Source organism: Pseudomonas sp. NPDC087185 (assembly GCF_044744955.1).
Taxonomy (GTDB): domain Bacteria; phylum Pseudomonadota; class Gammaproteobacteria; order Pseudomonadales; family Pseudomonadaceae; genus Aquipseudomonas.
In genome coordinates, this window is the sequence record NZ_JBIUZK010000001.1 from 960,536 (window position 1) to 984,161 (window position 23,626).

Consider the following 23,626-nt stretch of genomic DNA (forward strand, 5'->3'; position numbering starts at 1 on the left):
ATGAGGGCGGATCACACAGCGGTAAATGTCAGGCCAGCAGGCCCAGCGACTTGGCCCGCGCCACCGCCTGGGTACGCCGCTCCACACCGAGCTTGCTGTTGATATGGCTGGCGTGGGTCTTGACGGTGTGCAGGGAGATGAACAGACGCTCACTGATCTGCTGGTTGGAACAGCCTTGGGCGATCAATTCGAGCACGGCCAGCTCTCGCCCACTCAGGGCCTCGCCCGTGCCACTGCTGGGCGCGGCCAGCTCGGGCAGGCGCGCCAGCAAATCGACCTGGACCTTGCAGGCAGCCCGCGCAAGGAGGTGCTCGCGCAGCCACAACGGGTGCAATTCGATCAACCGCTGGAACGGCTGCATCACGCCACCCTGGGCCGCCGCCAGGGCCATGGGCAGCAACTCGGCGGCCTGCGCCTCACGCCCTTCTTCCAGCCACAAGCCGATCCATTGGCACAGCGCGCTCAGGCTCAGCATCATGCCGCCGCTTGCCTGCCCACGCTCGACCAGGCCACGCAAACGCGCAACGGCATCGTCACTGCGCCCCTGGATGCGCTCGAGCAAGGCCTGTTGCAAGGCAATATGCAGTGGCAGCAACGGGTGGAACTCCGGCGCCGCTGCGGGCTGCTCCCCCCCGTAGGTCTGCCCCAGGCGCAACAACCAGGACTCGGCCAGGTCGGTACGGCCCTGGGCCAGCCACAACTCGCACTTCACCAGGGTAATCATGGCCAGGTAGAAGATCGGTGGCACATCCCAGATGTGCATCAACCGTTCTGCCTCGGCCAGTTCGGCGAAGGCCTCGGCATAGTGGCCTTCACGGCCGTCGAGCGCGGCGATTACGCAATGGCCGATCAGCACGCTGATGTCGCGGCAGGCCCGCGCCTCCCCCAGCCCCGCCCGCAGGCGCGCGCGGCCTTGTGCAGGTTGCAGGCGCGCCACCAGCAGATAGCCCTCGTACAAGGTCAAGCGCGCGCGCACCGCATACAGGCGCTGAGCAGAAAGACCCTGCAGGCGCTGCAACCCCTGGCGCACTTCGTCCAGGGCGCGCAGCACCTCGCCACGGGCATGCAGCACCCGCGCGCGGTCGTAGTGCGCCAAGGCTTCGAACAAGGGGTTGCCGACCCGCTGGGCCAGCTCCAGTGCCTCACGGTTCCAGCCACGCGCGCGCCAGAAGTCGCCGTCGGCGATGGCCAGGTTGGACAGTGTCGACAGGCACACCAGGCGCTGGCCGTAACGTTTGCTCGGCAGGCTTTGGAGCGCCTCGCCGCAATAGGCCAGGGTGCGTTCGCGATCGCCACGGCCGCGGGCGATCACCCCACTCAAGGCCAGCCATTGCGCCAGCATTGACCTTTGCGCCGTGGCTGAAGGGGCAGGCAGAAAGCGGCTCAGGTAGCTTGCCAACTCTTCTGCTGCATCCAGCTGGCAGGCCAGGCCCAGCGCCCAGCTGTACAGCACGATCAACCGGGGCGTGCTGATCAGCAAGCTGTCGGGCAGGTCCATCTTCCAGCGCAGCAGCATGCCGACGTTCTGCTCGGCCAGCAGTTGCTCCTCCGAGAGGCTCTGCACCAGGTCGGCGGCGACATCCAGGTGGCCGGCGCGCAAGGCCTGTTCCACCGCCTCGTCGAGCAGGCCCTGGGCCTGGAACCAGCGACAGGCGCGCAAGTGCAGGCGCGCCTGCGGTTCGCTGGACTGACGGCTGCGCAACAGGTCGGAAAACAAATGGTGGTAGCGATACCAGTGCCCGTGCTCGTCCAACGGCACCAGGAACACCTGGTGCGCCTGCAGGTAGGACAAGATGGCGGCGCTGTCATCGCGCTCGCGCAGGGCATCGCACAACGCCGCACAGAAACGCTCCTGGCAGGCGGTGTCAAACAGGAACGCCTGGACCTCCGCTGGCAGGATATCGATGACTTCTTCAAGCAGGTAATCGCGAATCAACCCTTCGCCACCATGCAGGGCCTGGGGCAAGGCATGTTCATCGCCGGATTCGCTGGCTGCCAGCTGCCAGAACCGCAGCCCGGCCACCCAGCCGTCGCTGCGCTGGATCAGGTTGTCCAGGGCCTGGCCGCGCAATCCGGTAGGTTGTCGACCGATGACCGCCAGAGACTCGTCTGGCGTCAGGCGTAATTCCTGCTCGTTCAGTTCGATCAGTTGCCGCGACAGGCGCAGCCGCGCCAGGTGCCAGTCGGGCCGCTGGCGGCTGGTGACCAGCAGCACCAAGCCGGCAGGCAAGTGGTTGAGAAAGAACTGCAGGCAGCGATCGAGCACCGGCCCCTGGGCCAGATGGTAGTCGTCCAGCACCAGCAGCAAGGGCGTATCGGCTTGCAGGTACAACGCCAGTTCATCGAGCAGGCCGTCGATCCATTCCTCGAAGGCGAAGGGCTGATGGCGCTGGCGCATCTTCAGCAGGCCCATGGCCTGGCCGCCCAGTGCCGGGCAGTACTGTTGCAGGCCTTCGAGCAGGCGCTCGAGGAAGCGGCCGGGGTCGGCATCGCGCTGGCTCAGGCCAAGCCAGAGGCTGCGCCAATGGTCGGGCAACGCCTCGCAGAATTCGATGGCCAGGGAGCTTTTACCGAAGCCTGCCGCGGCGTTGACCAGCAGCAAGCGCCCGCTGAGGCCGGCTTGCAGGCGCTGGCACAGCCGCGCGCGAGGCACGTGACCGTCCGGCAGCGGTGGCCGGAAGAAACGCCCGTCCAGCAGGCCCAGGGCCTGGCTGGCGAATCCATGCGTACGGGACAAATCTGTCATGGCCGGCTCGTTCTGGTTGGAAGACTACGGCGGTACGGATGCTTGCGAGACTAGCGGGTAACGCAGCGCATTTGAAGATGATGGACGCAAATCACCTGGAAAAGACTACAACAAAAAGCAACAACCCTGATGGACAGTGCTTGCAGCGGGGGTTTGGCGAGGTATTCAGCACTTTTATTGCCTGCGCAGGGTTGCAGGCTGAAACAGAAACGCCCCGGCAAGCCGGGGCGTTCTGGGAGGTCACACGGAGGTGTTGGTTAGCGGTTCAACGAATACCCGATTGGCGCAGCGCTGCCGGCTGGAAGTCGGCCTTGCTGGCACTGAAGCCGAAGTCGTAAGCGCGCTTCTCTTCGTTCTTCATGCCCAACGCCAGGTAGCGGCCTGACTGCAGGTCATAAATGGCTTCCAGGGTGTACCAAGGCACCTGCACGTTGTAGTAGTCCTGGGCATGCGCCTCGGACACGCGCCACAGCTGGTTGCGGCCGTCATACTGGTCGATCACCGCAGCCTGCCAGGTGTCCTCGTCGATGTAGAAGTCACGCTTGGCGTAGATGTGCCGCTGGCCAGGCTTGAGCGTGGCGACCACATGCCAGACCCGGCGCAACTCGTAACGGGCGAGGTCCTGGTTGATATGCCCGGCCTTGATGATGTCGCCGTACTTGAGCTTCGGGTCGTCGAGCTTGTAGGCGTTGGAGGCAATGTACATTTCCTTCTTGCCTTCGAGCTTCCAGTCGTAGCGGTCCGGCGCACCGTTGTACATGTCCAGGTTGTCCGAAGTACGCAGGCCGTCGGCGGCGGTACCCGGCCCGTCATACGATACCTGCGGAGCCTGGCGCACACGACGCTGGCCGGCGTTGTAGATCCATGCCTTGCGCGGTTCCTTCACCTGGTCGAGGGTCTCGTGCACCAGCAGCACGGTCCCGGCCAGGCGTGCGGGCGCGGTCACTTCCTGCTTGAAGTAGAACAGGATGTTGCCCGGGTTGTTCGGGTCGTAGTCCTTCATCTTGTCGCGGAAGACGAACTGGTCGGAGAAATACACCAGGCTGAACGAGCCATTCTGTTGCGGCGTGGCCTGTGTCACCAGGCGGCTGACGCTGCCTCCACGGTAACGGGTGATGTGGTTCCAGATCACCTCGAGGCCGCTCTTGGGGATCGGGAACGGCACGGCGGTCTGGAAGTTGTTCAGGCCGTTGCCGCCTTCGACCAGCGTGGTCGCAGTGGCGTTCTTCTTGATCGCGGCGAACACATCGTCAGGTACGGTGGCGCCACGGTGGGTCTTGTACACCGGGATCTTGAAGGTGTCCGGGTAACGCTTGAGCATCGCCACCTGGCCCGGTGAAAGCTTGTCCTTGTACTGCTCGACGTTTTGCGCGGTGATGGTGAACAGCGGCTTGTCGCTGCCGTACGGGTCGGCAAGGAAGCCTTTGGCATCGACGCTGCCGGCAGTCTTCGACAGCGGCTGCCACGCGCTGATGGAGCCATCGGCGTTACCGGCCTTTTCTGCGCCCATCGGTGTCAGGGTGCTGCCCAGCTTGGCCGCTTCATCGGCGGAAACCGCAGCCATGACGCTGGTCGCCAGCAGGGACAGGCCCAGTACACCGGCTTGCAGCAGACTTCTGGTCTTGTTCATGTCGTGTCGTCCTGGATCTGTGTGCTTAGAAGTTCACGCCGAAGCTGAGGGCGACGAAGTCGCGATCATCCACGGTGCTGTACTTGCCGTCGAAGAAGTTGGTGTACGACAGGCTCGCGGTGTAGGTGTTCTGGTACTCGGCGTCCACGCCAAGGCTGACGGCCTTGCGGCCTTCCTCGAAGTTACCGCCTGGGCCCGGCGAGTAACCGGACACGTCATGCGACCAGGCAATGTTGGGCTTGAGGTTGACCCCGGCGAACACGTCGTTGTAGTCCCAGATGACGCGGGCCCGGTAACCCCAGGAGGTGCTGGTGGTGTAGCCGTCGTTTTCGCACTTGCGGTTCAGGTTGGTGGTCGAGGCTCCAGCACCTGCACCGGCAATGGTGCTGGCATTGAGTGCCTGGCAGGTGTCGGCGCCACCGGTTGCCGGCAGCGGGCCTGGGCCGAAGACCGGGTCGCGGCCGTAGCGGGTTTCGTGCGCGCTTTCCAGGCCACCGACATGGGTCACGCCCAGTTCGCCGACCACGGTCATGCGGCTGGCGCCCATCACCTGGTCGAAGAAATGCGTCAGGGTGGTCTGGAACTGGGTGATTTCCTTGCGGCGATAGCCGTGCAGGTCCTCGCCTGGGGTACCGGTCAGCAGCGAGGCATTGGTCAGTGCGCCACCAATCGGACGCACACCGGCGAACAGGATATCGGTGGTGTTCAACTGCACCGGAGCATTCGGCCGGTAGCTGAGTTCACCGCTCCACGCGGTGCCGGTGGGCAGCGTGGTGGAGAAGCTCAGGCCATACAGGCGGATGTCTTCGGGGTACTCGACGAAGTATTTCGAGTTGCCCGCCACGATCAGCGGCGCCAGGGCACGCAGTTGTGCCGGCAGCTGGCTCAGGCCGGCGAACACCGAAGGCGAGGCGCCGGTGGCGCTGAAGATCGGCGCACGGCTGTGGTAATTCATGAAGTAGGCGCCGAATTCGGTGTCCAGTGGCTCGAACATGTAGCGCAGGGCCACGCCGAACTGGCCGCTGTCACGGGCGTCGCGGTCGGCGCCGCGGGCCACCATCACCCCCTCCTCGTTGATGTTCACGCCACGGGTGGCGAGGAACTGCTGAGCAGCGGCCGGCACGGTGCGGCTGCTGTTGAGCACGCGCAGGTTGTCGGTGCAGCCGTCGGCGATGATGTCGGGTTGCGAGAAGAAGGTACCGCAGTTGTCGACGACGGTCTGGTCCCACTCGATCTGGTAGAAGGCCTCGGCCGACAGGTTGTCGGTCAGGCTCTGCGAGATGTAGAACATGTTGACCGGGATCAGGCCTTCCTTGATCTCGGCGCCAGGGCGGCGGAAGGCGGCGACGTCGATGGGGTTGATCGAGTTGATGCCACCACCGATGAAGGTACTTTCACCCCAGCTCACCACCTGCTTGCCGAAGCGCACCGACCCTGGCTGATCGCCGATCGAATAGTTGTGGTACACGAAGGCGTCGAGCAGCTGCGCCCCGGAAGACTTGGCGCCTTCCTTGCGGTTGGAGTCGCTGATGTCCTTGAACTCGCGGCTTTCGTCCTTGAGTTCGAAGTCGTACCAGTACTTGCCACGCACGAACACGCCGGTGTCGCCGTACTTCAGCTCCAGGTCATGGATGCCCTTGAAGATTTTCGAGAAGGTTTCGCCCTTCTTGAAGTTGAGGTGGCCATCATCAGAGGTTTGCGACAGGCCCTTGCCGCCATTGTTGACCCCGATCAGGTTCTTGTTCGGGTTGGCGGTCGACCAGCTGGCCCCGATGGAGAGCGACGAGTCGAACTGACCTTCGATTTCCCCGATGTTGAAACTGACCGCAAAAGCTGGACTTGCGAGCGTGGAAGCAAGGCTGACGGCCAAGGGCAGCTTGGCCCGGCGCCAGAACGGGTTTGCAGATTTCATCGACGCTACTCCATGTACTTTTTTGTTATGGCAGTGAGTCCTTTCAAGAACGGCCCGTGCGACCGGTATGCGGGTTTTCACCCGCGACGACACGTGTTGCGCGTGTCGTCCTCCCCCATTCCTGAAAATCCCCTGGCCCCGACTATAGCCAGCAGACTTAGGTGCTTGATCCCTCTAAAGTGTGATTTGCACACTGGCCGCCAATTCGCCCCGGCGTGGCCCGGGTTGCGCGCTGGCAAGGCTGAAGCATGGCGCATTTTTGCCGTTTGGCAAGGCACCGACCGCTCTGGCCTGCGGGTCGTGTTCCAAGGGGCACGACCCGCAGCACGGTTACAACGTGGAAAGGAACGCGCTGTTGCTGGCCTGCCATTGAACGATGTCCTGGCGGATGCGCTTCTTGTCGAGTTTTCCTACGCTGGTCTTGGGAATTTCTGTAACAACGGCGATCTGGCTGGGAATCGCCCACTTGTTGATGTGGCCCTCCTCGACAAACGGCTTGAGGTGCTCCTTGAGCGCCTTGGCATCCACCGCTTGCCCATCACGCACCACCAGCAACGCGAATGGGCGCTCGCCCCACTGCGGGTCGGCAACGCCCACCACCGCCACTTCCCGCACCGCAGGGTGACGACTGATCAGGTCTTCGAGGTCGAGTGACGAGATCCACTCGCCCCCGGTCTTGATCACATCCTTGATGCGGTCGCGAATATCGATGTAACCCATGCCGTCGAGGGTTGCGACGTCACCGGTGTGCAACCAGCCGCCTTGCCAAAGCTCTTCGCTTTTTTCCGCTTCCTTGAAGTAACCCATGGTCAGCCAGGGGGCGCGCAGCACCAACTCGCCCTGGGTCTCGCCGTCGGCCGGGAGGAATTTGCCGTCACCATCGACGATTGCCGCCTCCACCAGCGGCACCGGCACGCCGGCCTTGATGCGGTAGGTGACGCGCTCGTCCTCGCTGCCGGCCTGTAGCTCATCGTTCAGGTGCGCGGCCGAGATCAGCGGGCAGGTTTCGGACATGCCATACGCCGCGGTCAGCTGAATGCCCCGGGCCAATGCGGCTTGATACAGCGAGCGGTTGAGCGCACTGCCGCCGATGATGATCTTCCAGCCACCGAAGTCCTGGCCTTGCGAGCTTGGGCAGTTGAGCAGCATCTGCAGGATGGTCGGCACGCAGTGCGAAAAGGTGACCTTCTCCTCCCGCCACAGCTTGACCAGCATGTCCGGTTCGTAACGCCCCGGGTACACCTGCTTCATGCCGAGCATGGTGGCCGCATAGGGAATGCCCCAGGCATGCACGTGGAACATCGGCGTGATGGGCATGTACACATCGTTGCTGCCCAGCAGGCGCACGCTGTCGATACTGCCGGTCACCGATGCCTCGGCCAGGGTGTGCAGGACCAACTGGCGATGGGTGAAGTAGACGCCCTTGGGGTTACCGGTGGTGCCGGTGGTGTAGAAGGTGGTGGCGACCGAATTCTCGTCGAAGTCGGGGAAGTCGTAGTGCGGGCTGGCCGCTGCCAGCAATTGTTCGTACTCGCCGACCAGGTTCGGCAGCTCGGCGGCCTTGTCCGGGCCATCGGTCAGCAGCAGGGTCTTGTCGACCGTGGTCAGTTGCCCGGCAATACCCTGGTAAAGGCCGACGAAGTCACTATTGACCAGCACCACACGGTCTTCGGCATGGTTCATGGTGTAAAGGATCTGTTCGGGCGACAGGCGCACGTTGATGGTGTGCACCACCGCACCGATCATCGGGATGGCGAACATGCATTCCAGGTAGCGGTGGCTGTCCCAATCCATGACCGCCACGGTGTCACCGGCCTTGACCCCGGCTTCGGTCAGCACGTTGGCCAGGCGGGCGATACGCTCGCTGAGCTGTGGATAAGTCAGCCGCAGCTGGTCGCGGTAGACGATTTCGCGAGTCTTTTCGTAGCGGCTGCCGGACATCAGCAGGCGTTTGATCAACAGAGGGTAGTTGTAGGCGCCCTCGGCGGGCTTGATGATGCGGGTCTGCAACATGGGTATCCCTTAATCTGGAAAGCGAGCCGAACAAGTCTGGGATCTACTGTAGTTCGCCAATGTGACGGTCAAATCAGCCGAAGGAATGATTTGGCTGCGCAAGGTATGAGTGGCATTGTTCGGGTGATGGACCATCCCTGCCCTGCCAACGGAGCCCTACTGATGCCCAGCCCGCGTCGCGCCGTGTTTCTCGATCATCAATCCCTGGACCTTGGTGACCTCGACCTTTCCCCGCTGCGAAGCCAGTTCGATGAGTTCGAGCTGTTCGATGCCACCCGCCCCGACCAGGTGGCCGAGCGCCTACAGGGCGCGGTCGCGGTGGTCAGCAACAAGGTCATGCTCGACGCCGAGGCCCTGGCGGCCAACCCGCAGCTCAAACTGATCCTGGTTGCCGCCACTGGCACCAACAATGTCGACCTGGCCGCTGCCCGCGCCCAGGGCATCACGGTGTGCAACTGCCAGGGCTATGGCACGCCGTCGGTGGCGCAGCACACCATTGCCCTGTTGCTGGCCCTGGCCACGCGCCTGTGCGACTACAACCGGGCGGTGGCTGACGGCCAATGGGCCAAGGCCAGCCAATTCTGCCTGCTGGATTTCCCCATCGTCGAACTGGAAGGCAAGACCCTCGGCCTGCTCGGCCATGGCGAGCTGGGCGGCGCCGTCGCACGCCTTGCCGAAGCTTTTGGCATGCGCGTGCTGAGCGGGCAGATCCCCGGGCGCCCGGCGCGCGATGACCGCCTGCCGCTGGAGGAGCTGCTGCCGCAGGTCGACGCCCTGACCCTGCACTGCCCGCTCAACGAGCACACCCGGCACATGCTCGGCGCCCGCGAGCTGGCGCTGCTCAAGCCTGGCGCCTTGGTGGTCAACACCGCCCGCGGTGGGCTGATCGACGAGCAGGCCCTGGCCGACACCCTGCGCAACGGCCACCTGGGCGGCGCCGCCACCGACGTGCTGAGCGTCGAGCCGCCGGTCCAGGGCAACCCGCTGCTGGCCGGGGATATCCCGCGCCTGATCATCACCCCGCACAGCGCCTGGGGCGCGGTGGAGTCGCGCCAGCGCATCGTCGGCCAGCTCAGCGAGAACGTTCAGGCCTTCTTCGCCGGCCAGCCACGCCGCGTGGTCAGCTGAGCGCAAAGGCTGGCTCTGCTACACTGCGCGACTTTTTTCAGGAGGCGCCGTCCATGGACCCGCGCAGTGAAGTGTTGCTCCGCCAGGCGGACCTGTTCCAGGGTCCGCTGCTGCTCGCCGGCGCCCCCGCCGACGACCTGCTCGGCCAACTGCCCAAGGCCCATGGCTGGACCTGGCATGCCGGCGACCAGGCGATGCTCGACGGCCGTTTTGCCGGGCGCAGCCATTACGGTGTCGAGGTGCCGCCGGTAGCGTTCGAGGCGGCCGTATTGTTCCTGCCCAAGTCGCGCGAACTGGCGGCCTACCTGCTCAATGCCCTGGCCTCGCGCCTGGCCGGCCGCGAACTGTACCTGGTCGGCGAAAAACGCGGTGGCATCGAGGGCGCGGCCAAGCAACTGCTGGCCTTTGGCAAGCCACGCAAGCTGGACAGCGCGCGGCACTGCCAGCTGTGGCAGGTCACGGTGGACAACGCCCCCGCAGCCAAGCCGCTGGAAAGCCTGGCCGAGCGCTTCGAGCTCGAACTGGAAGATGGCCCGCTGCAGGTCATCAGCCTGCCCGGCGTGTTCAGCCATGGCCGCCTCGACCGTGGCACGGCGCTGCTGCTCAAGCACCTGGACAACCTGCCGACCGGCCATGTACTGGACTTCGGCTGCGGTGCCGGGGTGCTCGGCGCCACGGTCAAACGCCGTTATCCACAGAGCCAGGTCACCCTGCTGGACGTGGACGCCTTTGCCGTGGCCGCCAGCCGCCTGACGCTGGCAGCCAACAACCTTGAAGGGGACGTCATCAGTGGTGATGGGATTGACGCCGCGCCCACCGACCTGAGCCTGATCCTGAGCAACCCGCCGTTCCATACCGGAGTGCACACCAACTACCAGGCATCGGAAAACCTGCTGAAAAAATCAGGCCAACATCTGCAAAAAGGTGGCGAAATGCGCTTGGTCGCCAACAGTTTCCTGCGCTACCAGCCCTTGATCGAAGGCGCCTTGGGCAACTGCCAGACCTGCGCCGAAGCGGAGGGTTTTCGCATCTACCGGGCAACACGCGGTTAAAAACAGGGCTTGCCGAAAGCGGTTCGGCTAGGCAGAATCCGCTCCGTCCTAGGGGAGTAGTCTCCCGCAAGCACCCTGCTTGCCCGGCACGCGTCAACACACTTGGCCCACAGGCCATGGCGCGTGCGACCCAGCTCTGATGAGCAAGATCCGCACAGACGGATCCAGGGTTTGACAAGACCTATGACACGCACACCTTACCCGGGGCGGGGAGGCTGTACGTGTCATAGCCGTGTCGACCCGCCCCCGTAGGAACCCTGATGCTGGAATCTTTGCTCGTCCCCACCGCGATCGTCGCCCTTGCCGAAATCGGCGACAAGACGCAACTGCTCGCCCTCATTCTGGCTGCACGCTTCCGCAAGCCCTGGCCGATCATCGCCGGCATCATTGCCGCCACCTTGGCCAACCATGCCGCCGCAGGTGCAGTGGGCGCCTGGGTCAGCGGGTTCTTCACCGAGACGGTGCTGCACTGGGTCCTCGCCGCGAGCTTTACCGCCACCGCCTTGTGGACTTTGGTGCCGGACAAGATGGATGACGATGAGAACCCGGCACGCCGCTTCGGCCCGTTCCTGACCACGCTGATCGCGTTCTTCCTGGCCGAGATCGGTGACAAGACCCAGGTAGCCACGGTGATGCTGGCGGCCCAGTATCCGCACCTGATCATGGTCATCATCGGTACCACCCTGGGCATGCTGATCGCCAACGTGCCGGTGGTGCTGGCGGGCAACTTCGCGGCAGAGAAGCTGCCGCTGACGCTGATTCGCCGCCTGGCGGCGACTGCGTTCGTGGTGCTGGCGATCGTCGCGGTCTACTCGGCGATGAAGACCAGTGGGTGGGTGGGGTAATTGGAAAAGTAGGGGCTGCTGTGCAGCCCCTGCCTGGCTCGCATTACTTCTTGGCCGCTTCGTACAACGGCATCACCTTCGGGATCGCCGCCTGCAACGACGCGATCCGGCTGTCGGACGCCGGGTGAGTACTCATGAACTCAGGTGGCGCCCCCTCGGAAGCCTTGCTCATCTTGTTCCACAAGGTGATCGCGGCATTCGGGTCATAGCCGGCACGCGCCGACAGTTCCAGGCCGATCAGGTCGGCCTCGTTCTCATTGGCGCGGCTGTTGGGCAGGGTCATGGCGTAGTTCACCACCTGGTCTGCCAACGCGATGCTGCTCTGGCCAAGGCCAAACAGTGCACCCGCACCCTGGCGGGCCATTTCCACGCCATAGGCCTTGGACATGGCTTCACGGCTGTGCTCACGCAGGGCGTGGGCGATTTCGTGCCCGACCACTGCGGCGATCTCGGCATCGGTGAGCTTGAGCTGGTCGATCAGGCCGGTGTAGACGATGATCTTGCCGCCCGGGCCGCAGTTGGCGTTGAGCTCGTCGCTCTTGATCACGTTGACTTCCCACTGCCACTGCGCGGCATCCGGGCGGAACTTCGGTGCCTGGGCGATCAGCCGATTGGCAATGGCCTGGACGCGCTTGGCATCGGCGCTGGACTTGTCCAGCACACCTTTGTTTGACGCCTCGCCGAGGGTCTGCTGGTACGACTGGGCGTACATCTGATTGACCTCATCGGTCGAGAGCATGCTGAACATGTACTGCTTGCGCTCGACGCCGACAGCACCGCCGCTGGTGGTATTCACCGCCTGGCAGCCCGCTAGCAGCATGCCAGCACTCAAGAGGCTGACGACAAAAAACTTACGCATGAAAAGACTCCCTTTTTACATGCGCCGTATCCTAGGCCGAGTCGCCCATGGCTGCCATAGCCACAGGTAAGATTTCTTTGGGGGTAACGGCCTCTTCATCGCTGCGATTTACCCGAGAAAAGCTCGTTAACGGCAACATTCAGGCCGGGGTCAGGCACTCCGGTGCATCCAGCTTCGGATCATTGACGAAATTCGCCAGCGCCCGCTCGCGCAGCGTGGCCGGCGGGCTGGCCAATAGTTCATGCAAGCGCGACAGGGGAGCTTCGGGGTCCAGCCACGCCGCCTGCCCTGCCTCATCGAGGATCAACGGCCGGCGCTGATTCATGGCCGCCTGGGTCACCACCGCGCAGCTCAACCAGACCTGATCCTGCACCGGGTAGGCTTCCCAGACAGCCGCAAAATACAGCGACGAGCCCTCCCCCGGCGTCAGCCAATAGGGCCGCTTGCGCACCGTGCCCCGCCATTCGTAAAAACCGTTGGCCGGCATCAGGCAGCGCCGCTGGCGCAAGGCCTCGCGAAACATCGGCTGCTCAGCCAGGGTTTCGGCACGTGCATGCGCGGGGGTGCGGGACAAGTCAGTGAGCCAGGCCGGGGTCAGCCCCCAGCGCGCCTTGGCCAGTTGCATCTGGCCATCAACCTGGCGCTGGATCAGCACCGAGGCGGCGGGCGAGATATTCCATTGCGCCGGCTGGCCGGCAGGAAAGCCCGGCAGGCTTGCCAACTCCTGGGGCCAGCGAAACAGGGCGTAGCGTCCACACATGGGCGAATTCAGAACCTAGCAGATCAAGGTACCGGGATAACTCTCCGGTTCGTCGCCGGCAAGCGGCTGGGCACCATTGTACGCATCGATCAGCTGCCGTGCGTAACCGGCCTGCTCATCGGCCACGGCCAGCCCGAGCAAGCCTTGCACCGGCAGTTCGCCCACACCGCCCATCAGGTCGCGGCCGACCAGGTGCACCTCGATGCCCTCGCTGGCCAGCATGCCGACCAGCATTTCGGCTTCGAGCAGGTTTTCCGGTTCGTAGATTCGGCGCATCAGTCGTTCTCACCGTAGACATCGAGCATCCACTCGTCGCCGTGAACCTGCAGCACGAAGCGGATAGGCTTGCAGCACACCTGGCAGTCCTCGATGTACTCCTGGTCGCCAGCGGACAGATCCACCGTGGTCTCGACTTCCTCGCCACAATAGGGGCAATCGTACAGCGCAGTTTCCAGCATCGCGGCCTCCAAGGGTGACTTGTGCGTATAATTGCCGGTCTGTTTACAGGGCCTGCGTGTGTCCGAGCCGTTTTTCGGACCCCGTCCCTACCTATTACCCTAGCCGTTTCCAACAAGAGAGCATGATGGGCGAATTCGATGCCATCCGACCATACGACGACGCTGAGGTCCCTGCCGTTCTGGCACGCCTGCTCAGCGACCCGGCATTCCTCGATATCCTCACCCACTTCCGCTTCCCGCGCGCCGCAGGCGCCTTCGGTTGGCTGCTCAAGCCGCTGATCGCCCGCCGCCTGCGCAAGGAATTCGCCGGCGTCACCTGCGTTTCCACCCTGCAGGACAAGGTCGAGTACTACGTCGACCAGACCATCGAGCGAGCCACCGACGGCGTTACCTACACCGGCGTAGAACAGCTCAAGTCCGGTACTGCCTACCTGTTCCTGGCCAACCACCGCGACATCGTCATGGACCCGGCCTTTGTCAACTACGCGGTGTACCACGCCGGCCTGCCAACGCCGCGCATCGCCATTGGCGACAACCTGCTGCAAAAGCCGTTCGTCAGCGACATGATGCGCCTGAACAAGAGCTTCATCGTCCACCGCTCGCTGAGCGGTCGCCGCGAGAAGCTCGCCGCCTACCAGTTGCTCTCGGCCTACATCAACCACTCCATCCGCAACGACAGCGCCTCGATCTGGATCGCCCAGGCCGAAGGCCGCGCCAAGGACGGGGACGATCGCACCGATTCGGCGATCCTCAAGATGTTCCACATGAGCCGCAAGGACGAGCCGTTCGGTGCAGTGATCCAGAGCCTGAACCTGACCCCGGTGTCGATCAGCTACGAATACGACCCCTGCGACCAGGCCAAGGCCCGCGAGTTGTATATCCGCGCCACCACCGGCACCTACAAGAAGGCGCCGGGCGAGGACGACAACAGTATCGCCAAGGGCATCACCGGTTATAAAGGCCGTGTGCACATCAACTTCGCCCCGCCGGTGACCGCGTTCGTTGATGACACCAAGCAACTGGCGCAGGAAATCGATCGGCAGATTCTCGGTGGCTACCGTTTGTTCCCGGTGCACTACCTGGCCTATGCGATGTGGGGCGAGAAGGACGAGGCACTGCAAGTGCCGAGCGCCGAGAAGGTGTTCCCGGCCGAGGAGCTGGCCAAGGCCAAGGAAGAATGGCAGCGCCGCCTGGACGCCTGCCCTGAAGAACAGCGGCCTTACCTGGTGTTGCAGTACGCAACGCCGGTGCGCAACCAGTATCAGGTCAAGCAGCAGGCGCCGGTTGCCTGATCACGCGGGGGGCCGCCTGGCGGCCCCTGCTGTTTCAGACCCAGGTACTGAACCAGGACAGCAGCAAGGCCATGGCCAGGCAAGAGAAGCCGAGGATGTAGTAGTAGCGTGGCACCCGCTGGTCGAACGCATCCACCAACCCTTCATCCACTGCCAGGCTTTCACGGCTGATGGCCTCGCGACGCCGTGCGCTGTGCACCAGCAAGCCGCCTGGGCAGGTCATCAACAGCGCCAGCAGATTGATCAGCTTGGTCGGGTGGGCGGCCAGGAACCCCCAGAGCATTTGCAAGGACATCACGCAACCTCGGTTAGAACGACAGCGAAGGCCGGCATTCTACCGAAGCGCGACACCGGTGCCCGGATTTGGCGACAAAGTGTCACTTAATTTCATCTGTCATAGGCTCGTCATCAGAACAGGCCACCCTGTCGGCCTTTCCCGAACCGGAGCGTGTTCATGCTGCATGCCGAAAACCAGGACCGCCTCTACCTTGTTGCCCAGAGCGATGAGCAACAGGCGTTGATCGACGGTTTTGCCATCAATGTCCAGGACCGTCAGTGGTTGGTTTATTGCGCGCTCGGCGGGCATGCACATGCGCATCTGCCAGAGGTGGATCTGCTGACCGGCGTCAGCTTGCTGGATTTCCATATCGAGGCAGCTTGAGGCCATTCAGACAAAAAAACCCGCTGCCTGGCACACAAGCAGCGGGTTTCTTTTGGCCCGGCGGAAAGCTTACTCGCCCAGGACCTGCCCGATGGTCGGGTCCTTGAACAGGCGGGTCAATGCATCGCTCAACACATCGCCTACCAGCTTGGTATTGGTTTCCTGGTTCGGCGCCATGCCGAAGCGCTGGTCCAGCGAGGCGCCGTAGCGGCCGCTGTAACGGCGGTTGGCGTTCGCCACGTCGGCACGGAAAGTGGCACCGATGGTGGCCTCGGTCACGTACATGTTGTCCTTGGGCGACTGGTACTTCAACTCGGCCAGGGTCACGGTCAGCTGTGGCGCATTGTAGGCGTTCGGCGTCGGGGTGAAGCCGAGCAGGCGCACAGCGGCTTCAGCCTGGGCCTGCAGCTTGGGCACCACGTCATTACCATTGACGCTGATGGTGCTGGTTTCGGGGTACATGCCACCGCGCGTACCGAGGGACTGCGAAGCCCGGCCATCGACCACCTTGACCACCACCGGCTGACCATGGCCGACCGGGGCGAGCTGAGCGTTGAGCTTGGGTTGCGGGCTGAGTTGTTGCGGGCTGTGGGCACAACCGACCAGGCTGAGGCTGGCCACGGCCAGCACACCGAACAACAGACGTTGCAACATGCGCGTTTCTCCAGAAAAGGCGGCAAAGGCCCACAGTATACCTAGCCAGGCACACGCCAGTCATCGGCCAGGCAGTGTTGTCACAATCGTTTAATGGCCCTGCCGTTATCCTTGCGCCAAGCCCTCACACACAGGACTCACACGCATGGCCTCGCTCTGGACCCTGCTCTTCAAACGCCCGCGCCGCAATGCCTATGCCCGCCTAGACAGCGACGGCAACTGCCTGGCCTTCAAGCAGTGCAACCAGCCGCCAGGCGGCAGCGGCTGGGTCCAGGTCGAAGACATTCAGCTCGCCTGGCTGGGCCGCCCGTTGCCCGCCAGCGCGCGGGTTTGCGCCCATGCAAACCGCCATTGGCAGCGCCGCACCCTGCCAGCCTGACAAACGCTGCAATAAAAACCACGAATAACGACCTTTCTGCCCGCGACATCGCTATAATCTCCCCCCGATTATAAGGACGTCTCCTGATCGGGCCCCGCATTTGCCGTTTGACCCCGGCACCTTCACCCGCTTCGCCCACAGAGAGCCTTCCACTCAGGTCTTGCATCGGCTGTCGTGCCTGCTTTTCCGGCCCTTCGCACTGCTTGAACCTGTGGGTTGCCATCGCGCAGTCCCCTTTTGAGGTTCACGTCTCCAAAAGAGCGTGAAAAAACGGTTTTCACTACTTCACAAGAGTGTGGCGAGCAAATGAACAGTCTGGCATGTGCAAAAGCGGCAGATGTGTCCCGAACAGCCCTGAACAGGCGGCTAAAGCGCTCATTCAACATGGGTGGCTGAGGTCGTTCCATAACGCACGCACGACACCTTGACCATAAGTCGAATTGCCGCACCCGTGGCAATCGGGGTTCAATAGCGCAACCCGAAGACTGATTGGCGGTGTCCGCGGAAGTGGCAAGAACTGCGAAGAGTCGGACATGGCGATCCCGGCAACCCCGGTGGTCCCGTGCTGTCAATTAGGTAGCTGTAGATTGTGGAGACGCGTTAAATGGCGCAGAACGAATCGGTTGATGTAGTACTGGTAGGCGCGGGCATCATGAGTGCCACGCTGGCCGTACTGCTCAAGGAGCTCGACCCGACCCTCAAGCTGGAGGTCGTCGAGGCGATGGACTCCGGGGCCGCGGAAAGCTCCAACCCCTGGAACAACGCAGGTACCGGCCATGCTGGCCTGTGCGAGCTGAACTACACGCCCCAGGCCGCCGATGGCAGCATCGACATCAAGAAGGCCGTGCACATCAACACCCAGTTCGAGGTCTCGCGCCAGTTCTGGGCTTACCTGAGCAAGAAAGGCAATTTCGGCTCGGCCCGTGCTTTCATCAACCCTGTCCCGCACCTGAGCTACGTCGAAGGTGACAAGGGGGTGTCCTTCCTCAAGAAGCGCTATGAGCTGCTCAAGCAGCACCACGCCTTCGCCGAGATGGAATACACCGAAGACAAGGCCGTGATGAACGACTGGATGCCGCTGATGATGCCCGGCCGCCCGGCCGACCAGCACATCGCCGCCACCCGCGTGACGAAGGGCACCGACGTCAACTTCGGCGCTTTGACCAACAAGCTGCTCAAGCTGCTGGGCGATTCGCCGGACGCGCAGGTCAAGTACAGCAAGAAGGTCGTCGGCCTGCGCCGTAACGGCAGCGGCTGGACCGTCAGCATCAAGGACGTCAACAGCGGCGGCAGCCGTGAAGTCGATGCCCGCTTCGTGTTCCTCGGCGCCGGTGGCGCGGCCCTGCCGCTGCTGCAGGCTTCGGGCATCCCGGAGAGCAAGGGCTTCGGTGGCTTCCCGGTGAGCGGCCAGTGGCTGCGTTGCGACAACCCGGAAATCGTCAAGCAGCACCAGGCCAAGGTGTACAGCCAGGCCGCAGTCGGCGCCCCGCCGATGTCGGTGCCGCACCTGGACACCCGCGTGGTGGACGGCAAGACCTCGCTGCTGTTCGGCCCGTACGCAGGCTTCACCACCAAGTTCCTCAAGCACGGTTCGCTGATGGACCTGCCGCTGTCGGTGCGCATGGGCAACATCGGCCCGATGCTGGCCGTGGCCCGCGACAACATGGACCTGACCAAGTACCTGGTCAGTGAAGTGATGCAGTCGATGGAACAGCGACTGGAATCGCTGCGCCGCTTCTACCCAGAAGCGAAAGCTGAAGACTGGCGCCTGGAAGTTGCAGGCCAGCGCGTGCAGATCATCAAGAAAGACCCGAAAAAAGGCGGCATCCTGCAGTTCGGTACCGAGTTGGTCTCGGCCCAGGACGGCAGCCTGGCGGCACTGCTGGGCGCATCTCCGGGTGCATCGGTGACCGTATCGATCATGCTCGAACTGATCGAACGCTGCTTCCCCGAGCAGGCCAAGGGCGCCTGGGCTGCCAAGCTCAAGGAAATCTTCCCGGCGCGCGAGAAGACCCTGGCTACCGATGCAGCCCTGTACCGCAAGATAAGCGCCGACAACGATGTGGCGCTGGACCTGGTGGAAGACAGCCCGGCGAAGCATTACGCCTGAACCGGCTGAAACGAAAAAACGCCCTTCGGGGCGTTTTTTTGTGCCTGCGGATTCTATCTGCCGAGCATCAGCCGCGAGCGTTGTCGATGATCTCGATGTATTCCGGCGCCGTGCGCTGGTCGGCGATCTGCTCGACGAAGGTCTTGCCATGCTCGTCCTTGCCATCGAGGTCGTAGCCCGCCTCGACGAAGAAGCCGACAAAACGCTCGAAGTCGTCCACGCGCAGGCCACGGTAGGCCTTGACCAGCTTGTGCAGCGATGGCGAGGTCACGCCATCGGCCGGCTCGAACTGGAGGAACGACTTGATGTAGTCGTCGCTGATTTCGTCACCAATCACCTGCTTCTTGTCTTTACGCATTGCCGGCTCCAACTGACCATCACGGATTTTCGAAGGCCGGCAGTTTACCCCTCACTGCTGGCGAGCCTCAACGCGTACGTACGGTACCGGTGTGCAGGTCGGCCCAGATATGGCCGTTGGCGTAGGTCAAGAACTGCACATACACGGTCTCGTTGCGCAGCAGGTCCATGACCACGCGGTAGTCGCTGACCGGGTAATTCAGGGTCAGGGTGCGGGCTTTCTCGTCGTACAGTGGCTTTTTCAGGCTCTTGCCGGCTTCGCCATCGAAGGTGAGCAGCACCTGGGCGATGGTCGCGCCCTTGCTCAGCGGTTTGCCCTTCAGGCGTATCTGCAGGGAGGCGGTGATCGGGATCGGTTGCTGGTCGGACTGGCGCTGGGCGCCCACCACCACCGCATAATCGGTGACCTGCAGCAGTTGCTGGCCGGTCGGCGCTTCCTGGCGCAGGGACTGGTCGTCGGGCGGGAGAAACTGGCTGTGCAGCGGTGCAGCAGCGAGAGGCAGGCTCACCGCCAACAGCAGGGGAAGAATCGCACGCATGTGAGGCTCCTTGGCATGAGGGAGCACTCTAGCATGCTGACTAATGGCGGATATCAATCGAACTGCGAGCGCATCCAGGCTTGGTACTTGGCCACGCCTTCTTCGCCTTCACGCGGTGCCCAATGGGCATGCTCGCCCTCTACCAACTGCCGGTAAGGCCCCGCCTTGCACTCGAAAAGAATACTGTCCGCCTCCAGCACCACCAAGGAGTGATAGATACCCGGCGGTAGGTCCACACCTAGGCATTCGCCACCGGCTTCGAGGACACGTTTGCCGATCACCGCGCCCTGCTCATCGAACATCAACAGGCCTAGGCGCCCCTTGAGCGCCAACAAGGTTTCGGCCTTGTCATCGCTCAGGTGCCTGTGGGGCGCAATATAGGTGGAGGGCTGCAAGCCGACTGCCAGTCGATGGCACGGGTCTTCCATCGCATGGAAGTTGTGGTGATGACGACCGCGCGCAGAGTCAGCGGCCTTTTGCGCCAGCGCAGCAAACAGCGATTGGTCGATGAAAGCAGGCTGGCTCATGATTACATTCCCTTGACGGCGAAGATGCCGTTTGCGTTACGCCAGTAACCCTTATAGTCCATGCCGTATCCGAAGATGTAGCGATCGATGCAAGGCAGGCCGACATAGTTGGCCTTGAGGTCCGGGCTTGCCTTGCGGTCGTGGTCCTTGTCGATCAGCACCGCAGTGTGCACCGAGCGGGCACCGGCATGCTTGCAGAATTCGATGATGGCGCTGAGGGTGTGGCCCTCGTCGAGGATGTCGTCGACGATCAGCACGTCACGGTCGATGAACGACACTTCCGGCTTGGCCTTCCAGAACAGCTCACCGCCGCTGGTCTGGTTGCGGTAGCGCGTGGCGTGCAGGTACGAGGCTTCCAGCGGGAACTGCAGGTGGGTCAGCAGTTTGCCAGCGAAGATCAAGCCGCCGTTCATCACACAGAACACCACCGGGTTCTTGTCGTGCAGGTCCTTGCAGATCTGCTCGCCGACCTTGGCAATGGCCGCTTCCACTTCAGCTTCGTTGTACAGGCAGTCTGCCTCGCGCATGACTTGACGGATGTGCTCGAGATCAGCGGACATGGCGCTCTCCGGGGGGATTTTGGAAAAGCGGGCAAAGGTACGCATCCGCTCGTCACAGATCAAGCATTTATGGACTAACGTGCAAAAGGACTGCACGACAGCAAAGGCTGAATAGATTAATCTAGCGCGGTTTTTTTGCCCGCCTTTCGGAGCCCCCTATGCCCACTCGTGAGATCCGCCACCCGCTGATCCGCCACAAGCTCGGCCTGATGCGCCGTGCTGACATCAGCACCAAGAATTTTCGCGAACTCGCCCAGGAAGTCGGCGCGCTACTGACCTACGAAGCCACCCAGGACCTGCCACTCGAAACCTACGAGATCGATGGCTGGTGTGGCAAGGTGCAAGTTGAAAAAATCGCCGGCAAGAAGATCACCGTAGTACCTATCCTGCGTGCCGGTATCGGCATGCTCGACGGCGTGCTCAGCCTGATCCCCGGCGCCAAGGTCAGCGCCGTGGGTGTCGCCCGCAACGAGGAAACCCTCGAAGCGCACACCTACCTGGAAAAGCTCGCGCCGGACATCAACCAGCGCCTGGCGCTGATCATCGACCCGATGCTGGCCACCGGCAACTCCATGGTAGCCACCATCGACCTGTTGAAAAAAGCCGGCTGTAAAGAAATCCGCGCCATGGTCCTGGTCGCCGCCCCCGAAGGCATCGCCACGGTCGAGAAGGCCCACCCCGATGTCAGCATCTACACCGCCTCGATCGACCAGTGCCTCAATGAACACGGCTACATCGTCCCGGGCCTGGGCGATGCCGGCGACAAGATCTTCGGCACCAAGCAGAAGGACGCCTGACCATGCAGGACGGCTTCAACGACCCGCTCTGGCGCCAGGTCGTTTCGGGCGCGCAGATGCTCTTCGTGGCATTCGGCGCGCTGGTGCTGATGCCGCTGATCACCGGCCTCGATCCGAACGTGGCGCTGTTCACTGCCGGCATCGGCACCTTGCTGTTCCAGTTGGTCACCGGCCGCCAGGTTCCCGTGTTCCTGGCGTCGAGCTTCGCCTTCATCACGCCCATCATCCTCGCCAAGGGCCAGTTCGGCCTGGCCGAGACCATGGGCGGCGTGATGGCCGCAGGCTTCGTGTACACCTTCATGGGCCTGATGGTGAAGATCAAGGGCACCGGGTTCATCGACCGCATGCTGCCGCCGGTGGTGATTGGGCCGGTGATCATTTCCATCGGCCTGGCCATGGCACCCATCGCGGCCAACATGGCCATGGGCAAAGGCGGTGACGGCGCAGCACTGATGCCGTACAAGACCGCCATGCTGATTTCCATGCCGGCGTTGCTCACCACCCTGATCGTCGCGGTATTCGGCAAAGGCATCTTCCGCCTGGTGCCGATCATCTCCGGCGTGCTGGTAGGTTTTGCCCTGTCGTTCGCCTTTGGGGTGGTCGACACCGCCAAGATTGCCGCGGCGCCCTGGCTGGAAATTCCCAACTTCACCGCGCCAGCGTTCAACTGGCAGGCCATTCTGTTCATCGTCCCGGTTGCCTTGGCTCCGGCGATCGAGCACATCGGAGGGGTGATCGCGGTCGGCAGCGTGACCGGCCGCGACTACCTGAAAAAGCCCGGCCTGCACCGCACGCTGCTGGGTGACGGCCTGGCCACCACGGCAGCCGGCCTGTTCGGTGGCCCGCCCAACACCACCTACGCCGAAGTAACCGGCGCGGTGATGCTGACCAAGAACTACAACCCGAAGATCATGACCTGGGCGGCGGTATTCGCCATCACCCTGGCCTTCATCGGCAAGTTCGGCGCGCTGCTGCAGAGCATCCCGGTCCCGGTGATGGGCGGTATCCTCTGCCTGCTGTTCGGCTCGATCGCGGCGGTGGGCATGAACACCATGATCCGCCACAAGATCGACCTCAGCGAGGCGCGCAACCTTGTGATCGTCTCGGTAACGCTGGTGTTCGGCATCGGCGGCGTGCTCATCGGCAGCGGTGACGGCCCTGACGACTGGGGCCTGAAGGGCATCGCACTGTGCGCCATCGTGGCCATTGCCCTGAACCTGATCCTGCCGGGCAATGATGGCTGGAAGCACAAGAAGCTGGACGACCAGCTGCCTTGAGCCGTTTCAATCGGTGAAATCAAGGGGCTGCGTTGCAGCCCCTTGGTGATTCAGACCTTCTCGCACATCCCCGCCAGCACCCTCACCCACTCCGGGTGATCATTCAGGCACGGCACCAGCACCAGCTCCTCGCCGCCCGCCTCGATGAACTGCTCCTTGCCCCGATCGCCGATTTCTTCCAGCGTCTCGATGCAGTCGGCCACGAACGCCGGGCACATCACCAGCAGCTTCTTCACCCCCGCCTTGCCCAGTTCATCCAGGCGCGTTTCGGTGTACGGCTCGATCCACTTGGCGCGCCCCAGCCGCGACTGGAAAGACACCGACCACTTGCCGTCCGGGATGCCCATCTTCGTCGCAAAGGCCTTGGCCGTGGCCAGGCACTGCCCGCGGTAGCACACCGCCCGCATCTCGGCACTGGCGTCCTTGCAGCAATCGGCCGCCTGGAAGTCATGCGTGCCGGTTGGATCGAGCTTCTTCAGGTGCCGCTCCGGCAGGCCATGGAAGCTCAGCAACAGGTGGTCGTGGTCCTGCTGCAGATATGGGCGCGCGCTGGCAACCAGGGCGTCGATGTATTCAGGGTGATCGTAGAATGGCTGCAGCACGCGCAACTGCAACGGCAGGCCACGCTCGGCGACGGTCTGATTAGCCAGGGCCACCACCGTGGTCACCGTGCTGTCGGCGAACTGTGGATAAAGCGGCGCCAGCGTCACGTTGCGAACGCCCTGCGCGGCCAGGCGCGCCAGCACGTCGGGCAGGGCCGGCTGGCCATAACGCATGGCAATTTCGACCGGGCCATGGGGCCAGTGCTCGACCATTGCCGCCTGCAGGCGTCGCGTCAGCACCACCAGGGGCGAACCTTCGTCCCACCAGATCGAGGCATAGGCATGCGCCGACTGCTCCGGGCGTTTGACCAGGATCAGCGACACCAGCAAACGCCGCACCGGCCAGGGCAGGTCGATCACGTAGGGGTCCATCAGGAACTGGTTGAGGTAGCGGCGCACATCGGCCACCGAGGTGGAGGCCGGGGAACCCAGGTTGACCAGCAGCAGGGCGTGATCGGTCATGCAGCG

General features: G+C 63.2%; 24 protein-coding genes and 1 riboswitch. Of the genes, 9 read left to right on the plus strand and 15 right to left on the minus strand.

Translation table 11 applies throughout. The features are described 5' to 3' along the window. Positions 1–28: 28 nt before the first annotated feature. From ACIPIJ_RS04565 to ACIPIJ_RS04580, 4 genes are all read right to left on the minus strand, one after another. Entirely contained in the window at positions 29–2,746 is a 2,718-nt protein-coding gene (locus ACIPIJ_RS04565) for a LuxR C-terminal-related transcriptional regulator (protein ID WP_401073070.1), read from the minus strand. A 265-nt stretch (positions 2,747–3,011) separates the two neighbouring features. Further along, positions 3,012–4,376, minus strand: coding sequence for a DUF1329 domain-containing protein (locus ACIPIJ_RS04570; protein ID WP_401073073.1), 1,365 nt, complete (start codon positions 4,374–4,376; stop codon positions 3,012–3,014). Between the two features lie 25 nt (positions 4,377–4,401). Next, positions 4,402–6,288: a DUF1302 domain-containing protein gene (locus ACIPIJ_RS04575; protein WP_401073076.1), complete on the minus strand. Its 1,887-nt coding sequence runs from the start codon at positions 6,286–6,288 to the stop codon at positions 4,402–4,404. Between the two features lie 330 nt (positions 6,289–6,618). After that, positions 6,619–8,301 carry a fatty acid--CoA ligase gene (locus ACIPIJ_RS04580; RefSeq protein ID WP_401073078.1) on the minus strand — a complete coding sequence of 561 codons (1,683 nt, stop codon included), beginning with the start codon at positions 8,299–8,301 and terminating at the stop codon, positions 6,619–6,621. A gap of 162 nt (positions 8,302–8,463) precedes the next feature. Between ACIPIJ_RS04580 and ACIPIJ_RS04585 the strand changes: the two genes are divergently transcribed. The 3 genes from ACIPIJ_RS04585 (at position 8,464) to ACIPIJ_RS04595 (ending at position 11,326) form a co-directional block, all read left to right on the plus strand. Further along, positions 8,464–9,429, plus strand: a complete 966-nt coding sequence (locus ACIPIJ_RS04585; protein WP_401073081.1) for a 2-hydroxyacid dehydrogenase — start codon at positions 8,464–8,466, stop codon at positions 9,427–9,429. Between the two features lie 53 nt (positions 9,430–9,482). After that, a complete protein-coding gene (locus ACIPIJ_RS04590; protein WP_401073084.1) occupies positions 9,483–10,481 on the plus strand; it encodes a methyltransferase in 999 nt (332 codons plus the stop codon). 39 nt (positions 10,482–10,520) lie between these two features. Beyond that, a riboswitch (yybP-ykoY riboswitch) is annotated at positions 10,521–10,653 on the plus strand. A gap of 91 nt (positions 10,654–10,744) precedes the next feature. Continuing rightward, positions 10,745–11,326 (plus strand): TMEM165/GDT1 family protein, encoded by a 582-nt coding sequence (locus ACIPIJ_RS04595; protein WP_401073454.1) that lies wholly within the window; start codon positions 10,745–10,747, stop codon positions 11,324–11,326. 43 nt (positions 11,327–11,369) lie between these two features. Here ACIPIJ_RS04595 and ACIPIJ_RS04600 read toward each other — a convergent pair whose 3' ends face one another. The 4 genes from ACIPIJ_RS04600 to ACIPIJ_RS04615 form a co-directional block, all read right to left on the minus strand. Further along, complete coding sequence (locus ACIPIJ_RS04600; RefSeq protein WP_401073087.1) at positions 11,370–12,185, minus strand: M48 family metallopeptidase; 816 nt, start codon at positions 12,183–12,185, stop codon at positions 11,370–11,372. A gap of 139 nt (positions 12,186–12,324) precedes the next feature. Next, complete coding sequence (locus ACIPIJ_RS04605; protein WP_401073090.1) at positions 12,325–12,945, minus strand: SOS response-associated peptidase; 621 nt, start codon at positions 12,943–12,945, stop codon at positions 12,325–12,327. Positions 12,946–12,960: 15 nt separating this feature from the next. Beyond that, positions 12,961–13,221 carry a putative signal transducing protein gene (locus ACIPIJ_RS04610; RefSeq protein WP_401073093.1) on the minus strand — a complete coding sequence of 87 codons (261 nt, stop codon included), beginning with the start codon at positions 13,219–13,221 and terminating at the stop codon, positions 12,961–12,963. Beyond that, complete coding sequence (locus tag ACIPIJ_RS04615) at positions 13,221–13,403, minus strand: CPXCG motif-containing cysteine-rich protein (protein ID WP_401073096.1); 183 nt, start codon at positions 13,401–13,403, stop codon at positions 13,221–13,223. The genes ACIPIJ_RS04610 and ACIPIJ_RS04615 overlap by 1 nt, the downstream gene beginning before the upstream one ends. A 122-nt stretch (positions 13,404–13,525) precedes the next feature. On the opposite strand from ACIPIJ_RS04615, the gene ACIPIJ_RS04620 reads away from it, so the two are divergent. After that, complete coding sequence (locus ACIPIJ_RS04620; RefSeq protein ID WP_401073099.1) at positions 13,526–14,695, plus strand: 1-acyl-sn-glycerol-3-phosphate acyltransferase; 1,170 nt, start codon at positions 13,526–13,528, stop codon at positions 14,693–14,695. A 34-nt stretch (positions 14,696–14,729) separates the two neighbouring features. Here ACIPIJ_RS04620 and ACIPIJ_RS04625 read toward each other — a convergent pair whose 3' ends face one another. Continuing rightward, positions 14,730–14,990 carry a hypothetical protein gene (locus ACIPIJ_RS04625; RefSeq protein WP_401073101.1) on the minus strand — a complete coding sequence of 87 codons (261 nt, stop codon included), beginning with the start codon at positions 14,988–14,990 and terminating at the stop codon, positions 14,730–14,732. Positions 14,991–15,149: 159 nt separating this feature from the next. On the opposite strand from ACIPIJ_RS04625, the gene ACIPIJ_RS04630 reads away from it, so the two are divergent. Beyond that, entirely contained in the window at positions 15,150–15,356 is a 207-nt protein-coding gene (locus ACIPIJ_RS04630; protein WP_401073103.1) for a hypothetical protein, read from the plus strand. 69 nt (positions 15,357–15,425) lie between these two features. On the opposite strand, the gene ACIPIJ_RS04635 is transcribed toward ACIPIJ_RS04630, so the two are convergent. Further along, on the minus strand, positions 15,426–16,010 hold the full coding sequence (locus ACIPIJ_RS04635) for a YajG family lipoprotein (protein ID WP_401073106.1): 585 nt from the start codon (positions 16,008–16,010) through the stop codon (positions 15,426–15,428). Positions 16,011–16,155: 145 nt separating this feature from the next. Here ACIPIJ_RS04635 and ACIPIJ_RS04640 point away from each other — a divergent pair, with 145 nt between their 5' ends. Both ACIPIJ_RS04640 and mqo read left to right on the plus strand, forming a co-directional pair. Next, a complete protein-coding gene (locus ACIPIJ_RS04640) occupies positions 16,156–16,389 on the plus strand; it encodes a hypothetical protein (protein ID WP_401073108.1) in 234 nt (77 codons plus the stop codon). A gap of 604 nt (positions 16,390–16,993) precedes the next feature. After that, positions 16,994–18,499, plus strand: a complete 1,506-nt coding sequence (gene mqo / locus ACIPIJ_RS04645; protein ID WP_401073110.1) for a malate dehydrogenase (quinone) — start codon at positions 16,994–16,996, stop codon at positions 18,497–18,499. A gap of 67 nt (positions 18,500–18,566) precedes the next feature. On the opposite strand, the gene ACIPIJ_RS04650 is transcribed toward mqo, so the two are convergent. From ACIPIJ_RS04650 to ACIPIJ_RS04665, 4 genes are all read right to left on the minus strand, one after another. Beyond that, positions 18,567–18,857, minus strand: coding sequence for a PA4642 family protein (locus tag ACIPIJ_RS04650; RefSeq protein ID WP_346614908.1), 291 nt, complete (start codon positions 18,855–18,857; stop codon positions 18,567–18,569). A 67-nt stretch (positions 18,858–18,924) separates the two neighbouring features. After that, positions 18,925–19,395 (minus strand): hypothetical protein, encoded by a 471-nt coding sequence (locus ACIPIJ_RS04655; protein ID WP_401073113.1) that lies wholly within the window; start codon positions 19,393–19,395, stop codon positions 18,925–18,927. A 53-nt stretch (positions 19,396–19,448) separates the two neighbouring features. Next, positions 19,449–19,922, minus strand: a complete 474-nt coding sequence (locus ACIPIJ_RS04660; protein ID WP_401073116.1) for a WbuC family cupin fold metalloprotein — start codon at positions 19,920–19,922, stop codon at positions 19,449–19,451. 2 nt (positions 19,923–19,924) lie between these two features. Further along, a complete protein-coding gene (locus ACIPIJ_RS04665; protein ID WP_401073118.1) occupies positions 19,925–20,482 on the minus strand; it encodes a hypoxanthine-guanine phosphoribosyltransferase in 558 nt (185 codons plus the stop codon). 158 nt (positions 20,483–20,640) lie between these two features. Between ACIPIJ_RS04665 and upp the strand changes: the two genes are divergently transcribed. Further along, on the plus strand, positions 20,641–21,279 hold the full coding sequence (gene upp, locus ACIPIJ_RS04670; RefSeq protein WP_401073121.1) for a uracil phosphoribosyltransferase: 639 nt from the start codon (positions 20,641–20,643) through the stop codon (positions 21,277–21,279). Positions 21,280–21,281: 2 nt separating this feature from the next. After that, complete coding sequence (locus tag ACIPIJ_RS04675; RefSeq protein ID WP_346614904.1) at positions 21,282–22,556, plus strand: uracil-xanthine permease family protein; 1,275 nt, start codon at positions 21,282–21,284, stop codon at positions 22,554–22,556. A gap of 50 nt (positions 22,557–22,606) precedes the next feature. Here the strand turns inward: ACIPIJ_RS04675 and hemH are convergent, their stop codons facing one another. After that, positions 22,607–23,620, minus strand: a complete 1,014-nt coding sequence (hemH, locus tag ACIPIJ_RS04680) for a ferrochelatase (protein WP_401073124.1) — start codon at positions 23,618–23,620, stop codon at positions 22,607–22,609. Positions 23,621–23,626 lie beyond the last annotated feature (6 nt).